Here is a 16,659-nt window from a genome sequence, read left to right as displayed (position 1 = left end):
TGGCGAGATAGCGCGATGGCTTCGCGCTTGAATTCAGGGCTGTATTTTCTGCGTTTGGACATGAACACTCCTTTGGCACATTGTGCCTCTTTTCAAGAGTGTCCGCAGTAACGGGGTAGAACCCCTCCGAGGCTTGTTGCAAAAAGTCGCTCTTAACCGAGTCAGCAACCTCCGGCTCACGCGAGAGGAGCCACAAATAGTCAGTATCCGGACCCGCTACAAAGGAGTACTCGTAATCCTCATTGTCGAGACCGAAGACCGCGTAAGTGCCGTAGAAAGGACCAAAGAAAGAGACTTTCAGGAAACCCTCGTCTTTTTCCCGCACAAAATAGGCCTTGCCTTCAGCTTCAGACCACTCGCCTTTTTCCGCATCGCAACCACGGTTTACAACCTTGATACCGCCATCATCACGCAGGCTGTAGTTGGCGGTCACGCCAGTCAGGCCCCGCTCAAAGGAGTGATCCAGGCGCGCAACTTCGTACCATGTACCCAGATAGCGCTTAGCCTCAAACGGCTGCACAGGCTCTACACCCTCAGGTAACTGCACGCATGCACTCAGAGTGACTGCGCCAAATATAAGGCCAGCCTGACGATAGACATTCATACCTTTTTCTCCGTATTGGTGAGGTATTCGAGCAACGAGGTCAGCAGTTTATTACTGGCCTGCAATACCTGATCTTCAATATTCAAAATCGCGGTAGACGTCTGCACGAACTCTGTCTCAGGCAGCGCTCGCCCTTCCGCTTCGACAAAACCGGCAACCAAGGCGGGGGTAGCCTCCAGGTGGAACTGCAGCCCTATTACGGAACGACCCAGCTGAAATGCCTGGTTCTGACAGGCGACACTCGACGCCAGCGGCACAGCGCCATGGGGCAAGTCAAAGGTCTCCCCGTGCCAATGCAACACGGTGATGTGCTCGGGAATATGAAATGCCGCTCCGTTATAATGCGTATTTCCCTGAACCGGAAACCAGCCTATTTCCTGCTGCGCATTCGCGTATACCCGCTGCCCCAACGCACTGGCAATAAGCTGAGCACCAAGACAGATACCCAGTATCTGCTTGTCTCTGGTCAACGCCTCGCGAATAAAAGCCTTTTCCTCCCTCAACCAGGGCAACTGCTCTTCATCATTGACGCTCATCGGCCCGCCCATGACGACCAACAAGTCGATCTCCGCCAGGTCAGGCAGAGATTCATTACGGTAAAGGTGCGTCGAGGAAACTACGTAGTCGTGCGACTCTAGCCAATCCTCGATTTTACCCAACCCTTCAAAGGGCGCGTGTTGCAGATAATGAGCGCGCATGTGCGGCTGGTTCCTGATCATGACTGGTTAACGGCGACAGCTTGCCAGCTGAACTTGATTCTGTGAGTTGACTTTGCCCTTGAAGGTTCCCAGGCAACAGACAATCCAAGGCCGGCACTTTAAAGCAGTGACATACGAACAGCGAGGTGAACGCCATGCAAAGACACGGGTCCATGTATTACCAATACTGACTGCTCGCGCTTATGACAGCTCAGCGTGCCACAATAACGATTCATAGTATCGATTACAGAGGAGACGTCATGCTAATAGACCTGACAGACAAAACCGCCATCGTCACAGGCTCAACCGGCGGCATCGGCTTCGCCATCGCCCAGGGCCTGGCTGCGTCCGGTGCTACCGTCATCATCAACGGCCGCACGCAAACCAGTGTCGACAATGCGCTAAAGCAACTCAAAACCGCACTACCAGAGGCCAGCGTACGCGGCGTTGCGGCTGACCTGAGCACAGCAGAGGGCCTGGCAACACTGCAGGCAGCGGAGCCAAAAGCTGACATCCTGGTTAATAATCTGGGTATCTACGGTCAACAAGACTTCTTCGAGACCTCAGACGAGGTATGGCAGCAGTTCTTCGATGTGAACGTCCTGTCCGGCGTGCGCGTCGCCAGAGCCTATACCCCGGCAATGGTTGAAAAAGGCTGGGGGCGAGTCGTGTTTATTTCGTCCGAGTCCGGTCTGAATATCCCGGCTGACATGATTCACTACGGCTTTACCAAAGCAGCCAACCTGTCGATCGCTCGAGGCCTGGCCAAGCGTCTGGCTGGAACCGGCGTCACCGTCAACGCGGTATTGCCAGGGCCGACATTGTCTGCTGGTGTGGGCGAAATGCTCAAACCAATCGCCGACAAAAAGAATATCTCACTGCAGCAAGCCGGTGATGAATTTGTGCGCGCCAAGCGCCCTTCGTCCATCATCCAACGCATTGCCAGCAGCGAAGAAGTCGCCAATATGGTGGTCTACACCTGCTCCCATCAAGCTTCAGCGACTACCGGCGCAGCACTGCGTGTAGAAGGTGGAATAGTCGACAGCATTGGCTAACGGTCACTGCGTAACGCCAAAACCCCGTCATATTTTTTGCCTTTTGGCCTACAAAGACAAAGGCATGGCGGGGTTTGCCGCTCTCTAACGGCAGCAGCCCCCCTATACTCCTTGCACAAAAAAAGCCCAGACGACAAAAGCAAGGACTGCCCATGCGCTCTCGCTCGGGTCTGCTCGTCAGACTCCGCCGTACACTGATCATCTCAGCCTTGGCCGCTATGGCCTTGCCCGCCGTTGCCGAGCCTCGACCCAATATTCTGCTGATTGTTGCCGACGATATGGGGTTTAGTGATCCTGGCGCTTACGGTGGCGAGATAAGTACACCCAACATAGATACCCTGGCCGCTGCCGGCATGCAGTTTACCAACTTTCATGTATCGGCCACTTGCTCTCCTACCCGTGGAATGCTCATGACGGGCGTTACCAACCACCTTGTTGGTATGGGTAACATGAAGGAAATAATGGCCGACAATCAGAAAGGCCAACCGGGCTATGAGACCTGGCTGAACGATAGCGTCGTCACCCTTCCTACGCTGCTGCAGGACGCCGGCTACAACACTTATATGGCGGGCAAATGGCACCTTGGCATGCGCCCGGAAAGCCAACCTATTGCACGTGGTTTCAAGCATTCCTTTGCGCTGATGGAAAGCGGTGCTGACAACTGGGAAGAGAAGCACTACCTGCCTGGCGGCAGCGCAACCTGGATTGAAGACGGCGAGCAGGTATCGCTACCCGACGATTTCTACTCGTCGTTTACCTACGCCGACAAACTCATTAGCTATATCGATCAGGGCCAGCGCGAGGGCAAGCCGTTCTTTGGCTATCTCGCCTTCCAGGCAGTGCATGCGCCACATCAGGTTCCCGAGGAGTACATAGCGCACTATAACGACCAATATGATGCAGGCTGGGATGCGATCCGCGCGCAGCGCTATGCGCGACAACTAAAAACAGGGTTGCTGCCGTATAGCGCAGAACAGGCGGTAACGGATGACTGGGGCACTTTTTACACTACTGCCTATATCGACTGGGATGCGCTTAGCGCTGAAGAGAAAGCCTACCGTTCGCGACAGATGGCGGTGTTCGCTGGCATGGCCGAGGCCATGGATCAAAGCATCGGCAAGGTCATTCAATATCTCAAGGACAGCGGTCAGTACGACAACACGCTGATTGTCTTCATGAGTGATAACGGCGGCGAGTCCACCGCACTCCGTGACGTTGCACCGCTATTCTATCGTCTGAACTTCAACACCGAGAAAGACGTGCTCGGCGCAAAAGGCAGCTTTAGCGAATACGGCCCAGGCTGGGCTTACGCATCCAATACGCCCTTCTACTCCTACAAGGGCTCGCCTTTCAGCGGCGGTATGCGTGTCCCCTTCATCATCAGCCAGCCTGGTCACATCAAGCCAGGCTCGCGCAGCAATAGCTTTGGCTACGTGACCGATATCACCCCTACTCTGCTCGACGCAGCCGGCGTGGCAGCACCTGCTGGCGAATATCGCGGCCGCAAGGTGTATGAGATTATGGGCACCAGCATGTTGCCTTTATTGCATGGTGAGAGTGAGCAAATTCACGATCCGGATCACACTACCGTGTACGAACTGGCCGGCGGCATTGCCGTCTGGCAGGGCGATTTCAAGCTGGTCACGTCAAAAACGGGGGCGGTGCCGGCGCGCCAGGGCATGCAGCTTTTCAATACTCTGAACGACCCGCTCGAACGTCATAATCTGGCGCCGCAGATGCCAGAGAAAACAGCTCAGCTGTATGCCGCCTATGAGGATTACGTCGCACGCTACAACGTGATTGAGGTACCCGATGACTACCAGGCGTGGGAGCAGCTGAAGGCCAATGGTCGGTATAACTTTATCGCCCAGTACCGCAGTGCAATGTTAGCCATCGCTCTGATCATTCTGGTCATTTTAGGTCTGTTGGTGCGAGTATGGGTAAGACGTTACCAGAGCTGAACACTCTGGTAACCCCCGGCTCAAGAGCGACTGACGTACATGGTTATCGCGGCTCGAAATACCGCCTTCTCGCCAACATAGGCAGTGACCGGCACAACAATGTCGCCGGTATTCTGCCAATCAATTTCACTGCCGTCAGCAATGGCCACCACATCATCTTCGGCCTTAGCCAGATATTCGACGGTCATGCCCTTGGGAATCCAGCGGCAACCCTCAGCAATGGAAACATCGGTCATGGTGCCAGCCGCTAACTCAGCCGCATTGCACAACGCAATAGCATGCACTGTGCCCAAGTGGTTCAACACCTCTCGGCGCTTGGCAAAGGTCACTTCAGCGTAACCTGGACGTAATTCGATAAAGCGCGGTGCGATACTGGCGAAATATGGTGCAGTCTGACCAATCAACTTACTGAACTGCTCGGGACCTGCCTGCGTGTACATCTGCAACATCTGACTCATAGGTGATTCCTCGTTAAACTGATTTGCTGTAACTGTGATCACCCCGTTAGTATATCCAGACTAGAATTATTTTCTAGAACATTATTCTAATTCGAGCCAGCATGACCAAACAAAGCCGTAAAGACAGCATTCTTACCGCCGCCCTCGCCTGTATCACCGACGTGGGAGCCGACGCCACGACCATCGAAATGATCCGCGAGCGATCAGGTGCCAGTATCGGCAGCCTGTACCACCACTTTGGCAACAAGGAACGGATTCTGGCATCCCTCTATCTCGAGGGGCTACGCCGTTATGCCGAACGCTTGGATGGCAACCTCGTGGCCGCCGCAGACGCAGCGGCGTGCATCGGCGCTCTGGTCACCAGTTACATTGACTGGGTCGTCGAAAACCCTGACTGGGCGCGTTTCATCCTGCACAGCCGAGGGCGCATCGAGGCGGGTGAAATGGGTGAGCAGTTAAAAAACAGTAATCGCGAGCATTACGTCCACCTGCAGGCGCGTCTTAACACATTCATCGATGAGGGCTGTTTTCGCGACCTGCCGCCTGAATGCTTCGCCTCCATTATCGTCGGCCCCGCGCATGACATGGCCCGGAACTGGCTGGCTGGGCGCCTCAACAAACACCTGGCGGATTACCGCGAGTTGCTCGCCGAAACGGCCTGGATTGCGGTTCGCGCAACACCTGATCAGTCACCGCAATAACCCATCATTCCGCGTTCGGCTGGCACTGTCAGCGGAGTGCCTCACCGGTTAAGGTGTGGTTTTCCTGCTAGCGGAGCCTCACATGCAACTGGCCAAACCCTTTTACGACGTCGGCGTATTCAGCAACCAGTCAGAGGCGCAGCTGCAGTTCTGGCAGCAACGGGTGGGGCTCGCTTTCGATCACAGCCTCAAGCTGGGTGGTGGCGTACTGCAACATCGCCACAACGCCGACGGCGCGGTGCTCAAACTGAATGATACCCGCGACCCATTGCCCACAGCATTGCAAAGCCCGATCGACGAGCTGTTGATAGCGAGTACCAAGGTTACAGCACCGCAACTGCTAAATGATCCCGATGGCAACCAGGTTCGCCTGGTGCCGCCCGGCTATCGTGGCATCCGTGGTCTAGCGGTGCAGCTGAAGGTGCAGGATGTCGCCCGCAGCGAGCAGTTCTATTCTCAGGTGCTGGGCCTACAAACAGAGCAGCCGGGGCTGCTAGCCTGCGGCGATACTCGGCTGCTGCTCAAGGCAGGCGCCACAAGCGCTGACCTTGAAGCGCCGTTGGCGGCCATCGGGCTGCGTTACATCACCCTGCAGGTATTTGATTGCGACGCGACCTACGCCAATGCCCTGGCGGCCGGAGCCACCTCGGGCCGCGAGCCGGTAACCTTGGGCAGCACTGCACGCATCGCCTTTATTCGCGATCCCGACGGCACCTGGATCGAACTATCCGAGCGCGCATCGGTAACCGGCAAAGCGGTTTGAATCAACCGCAGAAATAGGTACCGGTACCGACGGCAATCAGGGTGCCGTCGTTGGCATGCAGCTCTGAGCGCACCACTCCCACCTTGTTGCCAGAACGCAGCAGCACTGAAGTACAAACAAAGTGCTCACCACGTCCCGGGCGCAGATAATCCACCCGCAGATCGATAGTCCCCAGCTTGGCCAGACGGATCATGCGCTCCTGCACGCTGAGGTGCGCATGTCTCTCGAATGCACCGATCAACGCCATGGCGCCGCCGCAGACGTCAAGTAACGACGAGATGGCGCCGCCGTGCAATATGCCCTGGGTAAAGTTACCAATCAGTTCAGGTCGCATCGCCAGGCTCATGGCGACGCAGTCGCTGCGCAGCGTATCGATCTCGATACCCAGCAAACGATTGAAAGGGATCCGGTTAAAAAAACCTTCTACCGCCTGTGTCAGCTCTGCAGGCAGTTCGGTAGATGTGGTCTCAGGCGCAATTGAAGCCATATTATTTTTATCTCGTCAGCGTTTACACAGACGACAAACGTTGCCTGATTTGTGCTTTCAGTACCAGCCTGGTTTGCACCGCGTCCGGGATTTGGCCGTTTAGCCCTATCCCGCTCAGAGTACGCCCTGTGCCACCACCTCGGCCTCCGGCGCAAACCACTTTAGCTTGTCATGCAGGTTAACTACTTCACCGACGATAACCAGGGTCGGCGGCTTGATTGGCGTACTGGCGACCAGCTCAGGCATGCTTGCCAGCGTTCCTATCAGCACCTTCTGATTACTGGTTGTGCCTTGTTGGACCAGGGCCACCGGCGTTGTCGCGGCACGGCCGTGTTCTATCAGGCCTTTGCAGATGTCCGGCAAGCCAACCAACCCCATGTAGAACACCAGCGTCTGCCCTGGGGTAACCAGGTCTGCCCAGGCCAGATTGCTTGAGCCGTCTTTCAAATGCCCGGTAACAAAGCGTACCGACTGCGCATAGTCCCGGTGGGTTAGCGGGATACCGGCGTACGCTGAACAGCCGTTGGCAGCCGTGATACCGGGTACCACCTGAAAGGGTATGCCGTGGGCCGCCAGCTCTTCAATTTCTTCACCACCACGACCAAAAATAAAGGGGTCACCGCCCTTCAAGCGCAGCACGCGCTTACCTTCCTTGGCCAGACGCACCAGTAGCTTGTTGATTTCTTCCTGCGGCACGGCATGATTCGCTCGCGCCTTGCCGACATAGATACGATCCGCATCGCGGCGGCACAGGTCGATAATCGCTGGCGCCACCAAACGGTCGTGCAACACCACGTCAGCCTGCTGCATCAGGCGCAGAGCACGAAAGGTCAGCAGGTCTGGATCACCAGGGCCTGCGCCAACCAGGTAAACCTCACCCTGATAACGCTTGCCGCTTTGGTCAGCCAGCCGCTGCTGCAATAGCTGAGCGGCTTCTTCGTCGCGCCCCGAGAACACGCTTTCCGCGACGTCACCCTGAAAGATATTCTCCCAGAACACCCGGCGTTGATTGATCGACGGGAAGGTACTTTTAACCTGTTGACGAAAGCGTTGGGCCAACTGTGCCAGCCGACCATAGGCACTGGGAAACAGGGTTTCAATGCGCGCCCGCGTTAACCGGGCCAGCACAGGGGCGTGGCTACCGCTGGAGATAGCGATTACCAAGGGGGAGCGATCGACAATAGCCGGAAAAATAACCGTACAGAGGTGAGGAGCATCCACCGCATTGATCGGAATATTGCGCGCCTGGGCATCGGCTGAAACCTGGGCGTTAAGCGCCTCGTCATCGGTCGCAGCAATGACCAGTACAGCCTCATTCACGTCATCAGCATGGTAGCCGCGCAACTCGCAGCTGCCGCCGCCCTGCTCCACCAGCGCTTGCAACTCTGACTCTATCTCTGGTGCCACCAGCTTTAGCCGCGCGCCGGCTTCTGACAGCAGGCGTGACTTGCGCAGCGCTATTTCACCGCCGCCAACAACCAGCACCTGACGTTCACGCAGGTTGTGAAACAGGGGCAAATATTCCATACAGCAACCTCATAGGCAGAAAGCAAGCGCAGTTACGCAGCTGATAACCGGGCGCATCTGAGCAGCGCCCGGACAGAAAGTACTATCAGGCGATGCGCTCGATACCGCCCATGTAGCCGCGCAGCGCGACCGGAATATCAATACTGCCGTCCGCCTGCTGGTAGTTCTCCAGGATAGCGACCAGCGTACGGCCGACAGCCAGGCCTGAGCCATTGAGCGTATGTACCAGCTCGGGTTTGCCGGTTTCCGGGTTACGCCAGCGCGCCTGCATGCGACGCGCCTGGAAGTCCCCACAGTTGGAGCAGGACGATATTTCGCGGTACTTGCCCTGGCTCGGCACCCAGACCTCCAGGTCGTAGGTTTTAACCGCACTAAAGCCCATATCACCGGTGCAGAGCGCCAACGTTCGATAAGGCAGTTCCAGCCGCTGAAGCACGTCCTCGGCGTGACCAGTCAAGGCCTCCAGGGCGGCATCGGAATCGTCGGGGCGAACCACCTGAACCATCTCAACCTTGTCGAACTGATGCTGACGAATCATGCCGCGGGTATCACGTCCCGCAGCGCCTGCTTCGCTGCGGAAACAAGGAGTGTGTGCGGTAAATTTGATGGGCAGTTGATCCGCCGCAATGATGCTCTGGCTGATGATATTGGTCAGCGATACCTCGGCAGTCGGTATCAGGTAAAGGTCGCGCTGGTCTCCATCACGCACGATCTTGAACAAGTCCTCTTCGAACTTGGGCAACTGACCCGTACCCTGCAGCGCATCAGCATGGACCAGATACGGTGTATACACCTCTTCATAGCCGTGCTCGTTGATGTGCAAGTCGAGCATGAACTGCGCCAGCGCACGGTGCAGCCGGGCGATCGGCCCACGCATAATGGCAAAACGCGCGCCTGAGAGTTTCGCCGCGGTCTCGAAATCGAGGTAACCGTGCTGCTCGCCCAGAGCAACGTGATCCTGCACGTCAAAGTCGAACTCGCGCGGGGTGCCCCAACGGCGGACCTCAACATTGTCATCTTCACTTGCGCCAACCGGCACGTCTTCTGCTGGCAAATTGGGTATGCCCATCATCAGCGCATCGAGTTCAACCTGAATACTGTCGAGTTGCTGCTTAGCTTCACTCAGCTCAGTGCCCATACGGTCAACATCGGCCAGTAGTGGCTGAATATCTTCGCCACGTGCCTTGGCCTGGCCAATCGACTTGGAGCGACTGTTGCGTTCAGCCTGCAGGGTCTCAGTGCGCGTCTGTACTTCTTTGCGACGCGACTCCAGAGCCTCCAGCTGCTGCAGATCAAGGGTATAGCCACGGGTTGCCAGACGTTCGGCAACCTGCTCGGATTGGGTACGAACCAGTTTTGAATCAAGCATGAATAATCATCTTCAACAGTAGTCAGTTAGTTAGCAGTCTGTGCTGCACGCTCAGCGCGTCAGCGACAGACCGGCCCAGGTGGCAAGCAGACCAATGCACACGCTGAGCAAAATATAGGTTATAGCCAGCAGCCCTTCGCCGTTTTCCAACAGCCTCAGGGTGTCCAGCGAGAAGGTTGAAAAGGTGGTAAAAGCACCCAAAAAACCGACCATGAGGGTTTGTCGTAGCAGCGGAGATAATTCCGGACGCTGCAACCACAGCCCGTACAGCATACCGATCAACAGGCAACCCAGCAGGTTTACGATCAACGTAGGTAGCGGAAAGGCTTTGGGCCAATGTTGCATGGACCACTGCGCCACGCCAAAGCGACTCAACGCACCCAGCGCGCCGCCAAAGGCTACCGCCAACATTACTTTAATCATCCACCGGCTTCCTTCGCTTCTTAACACTCGCCTCATCAAGCTGCTGCAAGTGCTTCATTTTCTGGCCGATTTTTAATTCCAGGCCGCGCGGTACCGGCTGATAGTATGCTCGCGGTTCCAGCGCCTCAGGGAAGTAATCTTCACCCGCTGCATAGGCTTCAGGTTCAGTGTGCGCATAGCGATAACCTTCGCTATAGCCCAGCTCCTTCATCAACTTGGTGGGCGCATTGCGCAAATGCAATGGCACATCGTGCGAAGGTTGACTGGCCACGTCTCGCATAGCCGCATTGTAGGCATTGTACACAGCGTTGCTTTTCGGCGCACAGGCGAGATAGCTGATGGCCTGCGCTACCGCCAACTCACCCTCGGGACTACCCAGGCGTTCCTGCACATCCCAGGCATTGAGAGCCAGCGTAAGCGCACGCGGATCGGCATTACCAATATCTTCACTGGCCATGCGTACCACCCGGCGCGCGATATACAAAGGATCGCAACCGCCATCAATCATGCGTGCAAACCAGTACAAAGAGGCATCCGGATTAGAGCCACGCACCGATTTGTGCAGCGCCGATATCTGATCGTAAAACGCTTCACCGCCTTTATCGAAACGGCGACGACTATCGTTCAATAAATCGCTGACCAGCTCGGCTTCGATAGTGCTGCCCGCCTCTGCCAGATCAGCAGCAATTTCCAGCAGGTTAAGCAGGCGCCTTGCGTCGCCGTCAGCAGCATCGAGCAAAATGCGCCTGGCCTGCGGCTCAAGGCTCAACTGGTGCTGCCCCAGACCTCGCTCAACATCGCTGAGCGCGCGATCCAGCAAGCCATCCAGCGCCTCATTATCCAGTGACTTGAGCACATATACCCGAGCGCGCGAGAGCAATGCATTATTCAGCTCGAACGAGGGGTTTTCCGTGGTAGCGCCAATAAAAAGCAGCGTGCCATCTTCCACATAGGGCAAAAAGGCATCCTGCTGCGCTTTATTAAAACGATGGACTTCATCGACAAACAAAATGGTCTGGCGACCATTAAGGCTAAACTGCTGACGCGCCAGGTCAACCGCGTTGCGGATGTCTTTAACCCCAGCCAGCACCGCCGAGAGAGTTTCAAAATGCGCGTCGGCCAGGTTAGCAATCAAGCGGGCCAGTGTGGTTTTACCGACGCCCGGCGGGCCCCAGAAAATCATCGAGTGCAACGCGCCCTGCTCCAACGCCACCCGCAACGGTCTGCCAGCGCCCAGTATGTGAGCCTGGCCGGAGTATTCATCCAGATTCTTGGGCCGCATGCGCGCAGCCAGGGGTTGCTGTGGCGCGGGAGCAGCGAACAGGCCGCCGTTACTCACTGATGACGTCAACCCCTTCCGGGATAGTGAAATTGAACTGGCCTGCATCCACCGGCTCGTTCAGCTTGACACCCTGAAACAGAATATTGGTGCGCTGACCGATAGGATCATTCAGCTGCATATCGTTGATGACGCCGTCGCGAAACGACAGACGCAGCGTCTCAAACATAGTGTCACTGGCTTTTGGCGAGAGCACAAAATCATCGACCGTGCTGCCCTCCTGCCAGCTGATACTAAAATTCTCGGATAAGGTGCTGACGTCGCCAGACAACAATAACGCGGGCGTATGCGTCAGGCGCTGATCCAGCGCCTGGATGGTGACCTGCTCCAGATCCGGATCGTACAACCAGATCTTTTTCCCGTTGGAGACCAGCACTTGCTCCAAGGGCGCATCGGTATGCCAGCGGAACATGCCTGGACGCTGCAGCGTCACCTGACCGGTGGTTTCCTGCAGGCTTGAACCATTGGAGCTGAGCGTCATCTGCGAGAAGGTAGCAGACATGGTGTTGGCGGCGGACAACAGCTCATTCAAGCGTTTGGCTGCGCTTTCCTGATCAGTATCGGCGGCCATTGTTGGCATAGCCAGCACACAGGCGCACAGCAGCAAAACAGGGCCGCGCAGCAAGGATTTCAACATAGTGGATACAATCTCCGTTAATCACGGACCGGCGGAGGTGCAATCACCTCACGCGAGCCGTTGGTACTCATTGAGGTCACGACGCCCGCCATTTCCATGGCTTCAATCATACGGGCGGCGCGGTTGTAACCGATCTTCAGCTTGCGCTGTACCGAAGAGATCGAGGCCCGACGACTTTCAGTTACGTAGCGTACAGCCTCGTCATAAAGCGCATCTTCCTCGGTATCACCGCTATCTGCACTGCCTTCATAGCCGCCACTGCCAGCGCCATCATCGGCACCATCAAGAATGTCCTGAATGTAGTTTGGCGCACCGCGCTTCTTCCATTCTTCAACCAGGCGATGCACCTCATCATCCGAGACAAAGGCGCCATGCACACGAACCGGCAAACTGGTCCCCGGCGGCATATACAGCATGTCACCATGGCCCAGCAGCTGCTCAGCGCCACCCTGATCAAGAATGGTGCGCGAGTCGATTTTACTGGATACCTGAAACGCCATACGGGTCGGGATATTAGCCTTGATCAAACCGGTGATGACGTCCACTGAAGGACGCTGCGTTGCCAGAATCAAATGAATGCCCGCCGCACGTGCCTTCTGTGCAATACGGGCAATCAGTTCTTCGACCTTTTTACCAACAATCATCATCATGTCGGCGAATTCGTCGATTACCACTACGATCACTGGCAGAGCTTCAAGTTCCGGAGCCTCATCTTCCATGCTCTCACGGCGATACAATGGATCGCGCAGCGGTGCACCCGCCTTCTCGGCATCCTTCACCTTGCGGTTATAGCCTGCGAGGTTACGCACACCCAGCGCCGCCATCATTTTGTAGCGCCGCTCCATCTCGGCCACACACCAGCGCAACGCGTTGGCGGCTTCTTTCATGTCGGTGACCACGGGCGCCAACAGGTGCGGAATGCCCTCGTAAATAGACAGCTCCAGCATCTTCGGATCGACCATGATCAGTCGTACTTCTTCCGGCGTAGACTTGAACAGAATACTGAGCAGCATAGCGTTAACGCCGACCGACTTACCGGAGCCAGTGGTACCGGCTACCAGCAGATGCGGCATCTTGGCCAGGTCGGCCATCACCGGATGGCCACCAATGTCATGCCCCAAAGCCAGGGTGACCGGAGATTGCGCGTCATCAAACTCCCGCGTTTCCAGCACCTCAGACAAGCGAACGATCTCGCGATCCTCGTTGGGTATCTCGATACCCACGGTGGTTTTGCCCGGAATCACTTCCACTACCCGCACACTGATCACCGCCAGTGAGCGCGCCAGATCCTTGGCCAGATTGGAGATCTTGCTGACCTTGACGCCCGGTGCTGGCTGAATTTCAAAACGCGTAATAACTGGACCTGGCTGCACCTTCTCGACTTCGGCATCAACGCCGAAATCTTTCAACTTGATTTCCAGCAGGCGCGACATGCCTTCCAGCGACTCAGCTGAAAAGCCCTTGGTCCTTTTACTCGCAGGGTCCAACAGTGAAATCGGCGGCAACGAGCCCGGCTCCACACTGTCGGTAAAGAGCTTGGACTGTTTTTCTTTCTGCAGACGCACACTCGGCTCGGCTGGCTTGGTATCCAGCGGAACAATTTCCGGCGGCACGCGGCTTTCCCGCGCTGCGGTGTATTTGGCTTGAGCCTCCTGACGCTGAGCGCGTGAGGCATCTGCCTTGCGCTGCTCCTCCGCACTGAAGGCAGGCTCCTGGCGTGCCGACGAGGCCTTCACCGGCCTTGGTGCAGCAGTGTCGTCACGCAGGCGATCGTCGGCGCGACGTGAACGCCAGCGGACCCAGGCACGTTTAACCAGGTCGAACAAATCAAGGGTAATGCGCCCCGTCAGATCCATCACCCGGAACCAGGACAGATTGGTGAAAACGGTAATACCGAACAAGAACAACGTCAGAAACAGCAAGGTACTACCCTGCATGTTGAGTACCGGGCGCGCCAAGTCGCTCAACAGCTGCCCTAGTACACCGCCTGCACCCGCGCCTTCAGGGAAGTGCTCGGGCGCCGTACCATGCAGCGCAGCCAATGCCGTGCCTGCCAGCAGGGTCAATACAAAGCCAATCAGACGCCAGGAAAACAGCCAGCCATTCCAAACGAAAGGCAGGTGGCGACGTTGAAACATCTGCCAGACCTTGACGCCGACAATCAGCGGAAACAAAAAAGCTAGGTAGCCCAGGGTCAGCAATAAAACATCGGCAATCCAGGCACCCATCCGCCCGCCCGCATTCTGCACCGTTACCGGCCCAGCGCTGCGGGTCCAGCCGGGATCAGCGGAACTGTAAGTAAAGAGCGCCATGCACAAGTACAGGCACAGCGCTATCATTGCCAACAGGGCGCCTTCGCGCAATCGCAGTGAGAGTTGCTCTCGCCACGCAATCGGGTTCTTCTGGGCTGCTGTATCCTTCAAAACGGAAGCTTCCATCGTGATTAAGGCGATTATTGTACGACCTCTGCCAGTGCTTTTCACAATCACAGTGCACAATAGCGTTAACCCTGACCATTTATAGGTCGACTGGTTCCCGCTGGCAGGTTGTCTTTCTGTATGAAGGACAATAACTTATAAGGCTATTTTGATAAACCATTTGAACGATGAAACGCACCTGAGGAGCCCATGAGTCAACTGACCTGGCTGGATGCACACAGCACAGACTTCCCGCCGGCGCGTCGCGCGATGCAGTCACCCAATGGCTTGCTGGCCGCCGGCGGTGACCTGTCACCAGAGCGACTACTCTCGGCCTACCGAAACGGCATATTCCCCTGGTACGCGACTGGACAGCCCATTCTCTGGTGGTGCCCCGATCCACGTACCGTGTTAGCCCCCGCCGAACTGCACATCTCACGCAGCATGCGCAAGTTCATGCGCCAAACCCCCTTCAAGGTCACCATGGATCAGGACTTCCCTGCCGTGATGGCCGCCTGCGCTGCGCCCAGGCGGGACACCGATGACACCTGGATCACGCCAGCCATGCAGAGTGCCTATACAAAACTGCACACACTGGGCCACGCGCACTCGGTGGAAGTGTGGGACAACGGCGAACTGGTTGGTGGCCTCTATGGCCTGGCACTGGGCCGCGCCTTTTTTGGCGAGTCGATGTTCAGCTTCCGCACCAACGCATCTAAATTGGCCTTCATCAGCCTGGCGCAGCATTTATCAGCATGCGGCTTTATGCTGATTGACTGCCAGATGCCCACCGACCACCTGTTCAGCTTGGGCGCTCGCAGTCTACCCCGGGCAGGTTTTCTGCAGCAGCTAGCAACGCTATGCCCGCAGCAGGCGCCATCCAACTGGCGGCCGCTCAGCCCAGAGTAAACACAATCAGTCTTTGATGGCTCTGCTCGGCGGCCCTATACTGAATCACAAGCCGCCGGGAGCCAGACCATGACCGACTTGTCTCAACTCAAGTTTTACGCGACACACCCCCACCCCTGCAGCTACCTGCCGCGCGAGCAGGCCACCACCCTGTTTCTTGATCCACAGCAGCCGCTGGATGTCGAAACCTACAGCGAGCTTTCAGAAATGGGCTTTCGCCGCAGTGGTGACCATCTCTACCGCCCGCATTGCCGCGCCTGTAACGCCTGCATACCGGCGCGCATACCCGTTGCTGAATTCGAGCCCAACTCGCAGCAGAAACGTATCCTGAAGAAAAATCGCGACCTGCACGTAACGGAAGCCAGCCCGGAACCCAGCGACGAGATCTACGATCTCTATCAACGCTACATCTGTGCACGGCACGCTGACGGCGATATGTACCCGCCCAGCCGCGATCAGTTCCAATCATTTCTGGTCAAGGACTGGAATTTCTGTCGTTTTTTCACCTTTCGCGATGCGGATAACAAGCTGTTGGCAGTGGCTGTTACCGACCAGATGGTCAACGGCATTTCGGCTGTCTATACCTTTTTTGATCCACAGGAACACAAGCGCAGCCTGGGACGCTTCGCGATTCTCTGGCAAATCCAGCACACCCGCGACCTGGAAATGGATTCGGTTTATCTGGGTTATTGGATCAAGGATTGCCGCAAGATGAATTACAAGACCGAGTACCGCCCCATCGAAATGCTGGTCAACCAACGCTGGGTACGCCTGACTTAATTGCCTTGCGCCGCACCTGAAGCACACCCCCTATTAAAAAAAGTCCGTCAAACTTGGCGCTTTGGCAGTTTTTCAGGCACAATTGCTCACCTTTTTTGCGGGTATTAATATTTAAACGCCCGCCTGTGAACAAACCCAAGAGGTCATTGCTTAATGGCGAAAGAAGACAGTATTGAAATGGAAGGCACCATCATCGACACCCTGCCGAACACCATGTTCCGAGTTGAACTGGAAAACGGCCACGTCGTGACTGCCCACATTTCAGGCAAGATGCGCAAAAACTACATCCGCATCCTAACAGGTGACAAGGTTCGCGTTGAACTGACGCCCTACGACCTGACTAAAGGTCGCATCACCTACCGCGCCCGCTAATCAGTCAGCCCGGCCGCGCACCCTCCTCCGCTCGGCTACAGCAACGTTAAACCCGCCGCTTCATCCGGATTGTTATTTCGGGTGAGCGTTGCTGCGTCTGCTTTTCGGGTATCGTATCCAACCAGATTTAACTTACTCGTAGACACAAAAAACCCGCTC

Annotated in this window: 16 protein-coding genes and 1 pseudogene; 7 read left to right on the top strand and 10 right to left on the bottom strand. The window is 56.4% G+C overall.

The window, feature by feature from the left end; translation table 11 throughout:
* Nucleotides 1–118: 118 nt before the first annotated feature.
* Nucleotides 119–604 (bottom strand): annotated as a pseudogene (locus tag H4J77_RS15505) (lipocalin family protein); the annotation flags it as partial.
* Nucleotides 601–1,302: a type 1 glutamine amidotransferase gene (locus tag H4J77_RS15500; protein WP_123889800.1), complete on the bottom strand. Its 702-nt coding sequence runs from the start codon at nt 1,300–1,302 to the stop codon at nt 601–603. The gene H4J77_RS15500 and the pseudogene H4J77_RS15505, both read right to left, overlap by 4 nt.
* A gap of 260 nt (nt 1,303–1,562) precedes the next feature.
* On the opposite strand from H4J77_RS15500, the gene H4J77_RS15495 reads away from it, so the two are divergent.
* Entirely contained in the window at nt 1,563–2,357 is a 795-nt protein-coding gene (locus H4J77_RS15495) for an SDR family NAD(P)-dependent oxidoreductase (protein ID WP_182249322.1), read from the top strand.
* Between the two features lie 152 nt (nt 2,358–2,509).
* Entirely contained in the window at nt 2,510–4,318 is a 1,809-nt protein-coding gene (locus H4J77_RS15490; protein WP_182249320.1) for an arylsulfatase, read from the top strand.
* A 20-nt stretch (nt 4,319–4,338) separates the two neighbouring features.
* On the opposite strand, the gene H4J77_RS15485 is transcribed toward H4J77_RS15490, so the two are convergent.
* Nucleotides 4,339–4,776 (bottom strand): hotdog fold domain-containing protein, encoded by a 438-nt coding sequence (locus H4J77_RS15485; protein WP_123889797.1) that lies wholly within the window; start codon nt 4,774–4,776, stop codon nt 4,339–4,341.
* A 101-nt stretch (nt 4,777–4,877) separates the two neighbouring features.
* Between H4J77_RS15485 and H4J77_RS15480 the strand changes: the two genes are divergently transcribed.
* Complete coding sequence (locus H4J77_RS15480; RefSeq protein ID WP_182249318.1) at nt 4,878–5,477, top strand: TetR/AcrR family transcriptional regulator; 600 nt, start codon at nt 4,878–4,880, stop codon at nt 5,475–5,477.
* A gap of 82 nt (nt 5,478–5,559) precedes the next feature.
* On the top strand, nt 5,560–6,240 hold the full coding sequence (locus H4J77_RS15475) for a VOC family protein (protein ID WP_182249316.1): 681 nt from the start codon (nt 5,560–5,562) through the stop codon (nt 6,238–6,240).
* Nucleotide 6,241: 1 nt separating this feature from the next.
* On the opposite strand, the gene H4J77_RS15470 is transcribed toward H4J77_RS15475, so the two are convergent.
* From H4J77_RS15470 to H4J77_RS15440, 7 genes are all read right to left on the bottom strand, one after another.
* Nucleotides 6,242–6,727: a thioesterase family protein gene (locus H4J77_RS15470; protein WP_182249314.1), complete on the bottom strand. Its 486-nt coding sequence runs from the start codon at nt 6,725–6,727 to the stop codon at nt 6,242–6,244.
* Between the two features lie 114 nt (nt 6,728–6,841).
* The gene (gene cysG, locus H4J77_RS15465) at nt 6,842–8,254 is read right to left on the bottom strand and encodes a siroheme synthase CysG (protein WP_182249312.1); all 1,413 of its coding nucleotides are present in this window, start codon (nt 8,252–8,254) and stop codon (nt 6,842–6,844) included.
* A gap of 85 nt (nt 8,255–8,339) precedes the next feature.
* Nucleotides 8,340–9,623 (bottom strand): serine--tRNA ligase, encoded by a 1,284-nt coding sequence (gene serS / locus H4J77_RS15460; protein ID WP_182249310.1) that lies wholly within the window; start codon nt 9,621–9,623, stop codon nt 8,340–8,342.
* A gap of 51 nt (nt 9,624–9,674) precedes the next feature.
* A complete protein-coding gene (gene crcB, locus H4J77_RS15455) occupies nt 9,675–10,046 on the bottom strand; it encodes a fluoride efflux transporter CrcB (RefSeq protein WP_123889791.1) in 372 nt (123 codons plus the stop codon).
* A complete protein-coding gene (locus tag H4J77_RS15450; RefSeq protein ID WP_259364887.1) occupies nt 10,039–11,328 on the bottom strand; it encodes a replication-associated recombination protein A in 1,290 nt (429 codons plus the stop codon). The genes crcB and H4J77_RS15450 overlap by 8 nt, the downstream gene beginning before the upstream one ends.
* 49 nt (nt 11,329–11,377) lie before the next feature.
* Nucleotides 11,378–12,022 (bottom strand): outer membrane lipoprotein chaperone LolA, encoded by a 645-nt coding sequence (gene lolA / locus H4J77_RS15445; RefSeq protein WP_182249306.1) that lies wholly within the window; start codon nt 12,020–12,022, stop codon nt 11,378–11,380.
* Between the two features lie 17 nt (nt 12,023–12,039).
* Nucleotides 12,040–14,445, bottom strand: coding sequence for a DNA translocase FtsK (locus H4J77_RS15440; RefSeq protein ID WP_305955060.1), 2,406 nt, complete (start codon nt 14,443–14,445; stop codon nt 12,040–12,042).
* Nucleotides 14,446–14,649: 204 nt separating this feature from the next.
* On the opposite strand from H4J77_RS15440, the gene aat reads away from it, so the two are divergent.
* The 3 genes from aat (at nt 14,650) to infA (ending at nt 16,500) form a co-directional block, all read left to right on the top strand.
* Nucleotides 14,650–15,348, top strand: coding sequence for a leucyl/phenylalanyl-tRNA--protein transferase (gene aat / locus H4J77_RS15435; protein WP_182249304.1), 699 nt, complete (start codon nt 14,650–14,652; stop codon nt 15,346–15,348).
* A gap of 69 nt (nt 15,349–15,417) precedes the next feature.
* Nucleotides 15,418–16,128, top strand: a complete 711-nt coding sequence (locus tag H4J77_RS15430; RefSeq protein WP_182249302.1) for an arginyltransferase — start codon at nt 15,418–15,420, stop codon at nt 16,126–16,128.
* 153 nt (nt 16,129–16,281) lie between these two features.
* Nucleotides 16,282–16,500, top strand: a complete 219-nt coding sequence (gene infA / locus H4J77_RS15425; RefSeq protein ID WP_080050557.1) for a translation initiation factor IF-1 — start codon at nt 16,282–16,284, stop codon at nt 16,498–16,500.
* Nucleotides 16,501–16,659 lie beyond the last annotated feature (159 nt).

Source organism: Pseudomonas sp. 5Ae-yellow, assembly GCF_014077575.1.
GTDB lineage: Bacteria > Pseudomonadota > Gammaproteobacteria > Pseudomonadales > Pseudomonadaceae > Halopseudomonas > Halopseudomonas neustonica.
This window is presented reverse-complemented; position numbering and strand designations above follow the sequence as displayed.

Excerpts from the sequence above, each read along its gene's own strand:
- H4J77_RS15500 (WP_123889800.1), bottom strand. The coding sequence starts at position 1,302 with ATGCGCGCTCATTATCTGCAACACGCGCCCTTTGAAGGGTTGGGTAAA.
- H4J77_RS15495 (WP_182249322.1), top strand. The coding sequence starts at position 1,563 with ATGCTAATAGACCTGACAGACAAAACCGCCATCGTCACAGGCTCAACC.
- H4J77_RS15490 (WP_182249320.1), top strand. The coding sequence starts at position 2,510 with ATGCGCTCTCGCTCGGGTCTGCTCGTCAGACTCCGCCGTACACTGATC.
- H4J77_RS15485 (WP_123889797.1), bottom strand. The coding sequence starts at position 4,776 with ATGAGTCAGATGTTGCAGATGTACACGCAGGCAGGTCCCGAGCAGTTC.
- H4J77_RS15480 (WP_182249318.1), top strand. The coding sequence starts at position 4,878 with ATGACCAAACAAAGCCGTAAAGACAGCATTCTTACCGCCGCCCTCGCC.
- H4J77_RS15475 (WP_182249316.1), top strand. The coding sequence starts at position 5,560 with ATGCAACTGGCCAAACCCTTTTACGACGTCGGCGTATTCAGCAACCAG.
- H4J77_RS15470 (WP_182249314.1), bottom strand. The coding sequence starts at position 6,727 with ATGGCTTCAATTGCGCCTGAGACCACATCTACCGAACTGCCTGCAGAG.
- cysG (WP_182249312.1), bottom strand. The coding sequence starts at position 8,254 with ATGGAATATTTGCCCCTGTTTCACAACCTGCGTGAACGTCAGGTGCTG.
- serS (WP_182249310.1), bottom strand. The coding sequence starts at position 9,623 with ATGCTTGATTCAAAACTGGTTCGTACCCAATCCGAGCAGGTTGCCGAA.
- crcB (WP_123889791.1), bottom strand. The coding sequence starts at position 10,046 with ATGATTAAAGTAATGTTGGCGGTAGCCTTTGGCGGCGCGCTGGGTGCG.
- H4J77_RS15450 (WP_259364887.1), bottom strand. The coding sequence starts at position 11,328 with ATGCGGCCCAAGAATCTGGATGAATACTCCGGCCAGGCTCACATACTG.
- lolA (WP_182249306.1), bottom strand. The coding sequence starts at position 12,022 with ATGTTGAAATCCTTGCTGCGCGGCCCTGTTTTGCTGCTGTGCGCCTGT.
- aat (WP_182249304.1), top strand. The coding sequence starts at position 14,650 with ATGAGTCAACTGACCTGGCTGGATGCACACAGCACAGACTTCCCGCCG.
- H4J77_RS15430 (WP_182249302.1), top strand. The coding sequence starts at position 15,418 with ATGACCGACTTGTCTCAACTCAAGTTTTACGCGACACACCCCCACCCC.
- infA (WP_080050557.1), top strand. The coding sequence starts at position 16,282 with ATGGCGAAAGAAGACAGTATTGAAATGGAAGGCACCATCATCGACACC.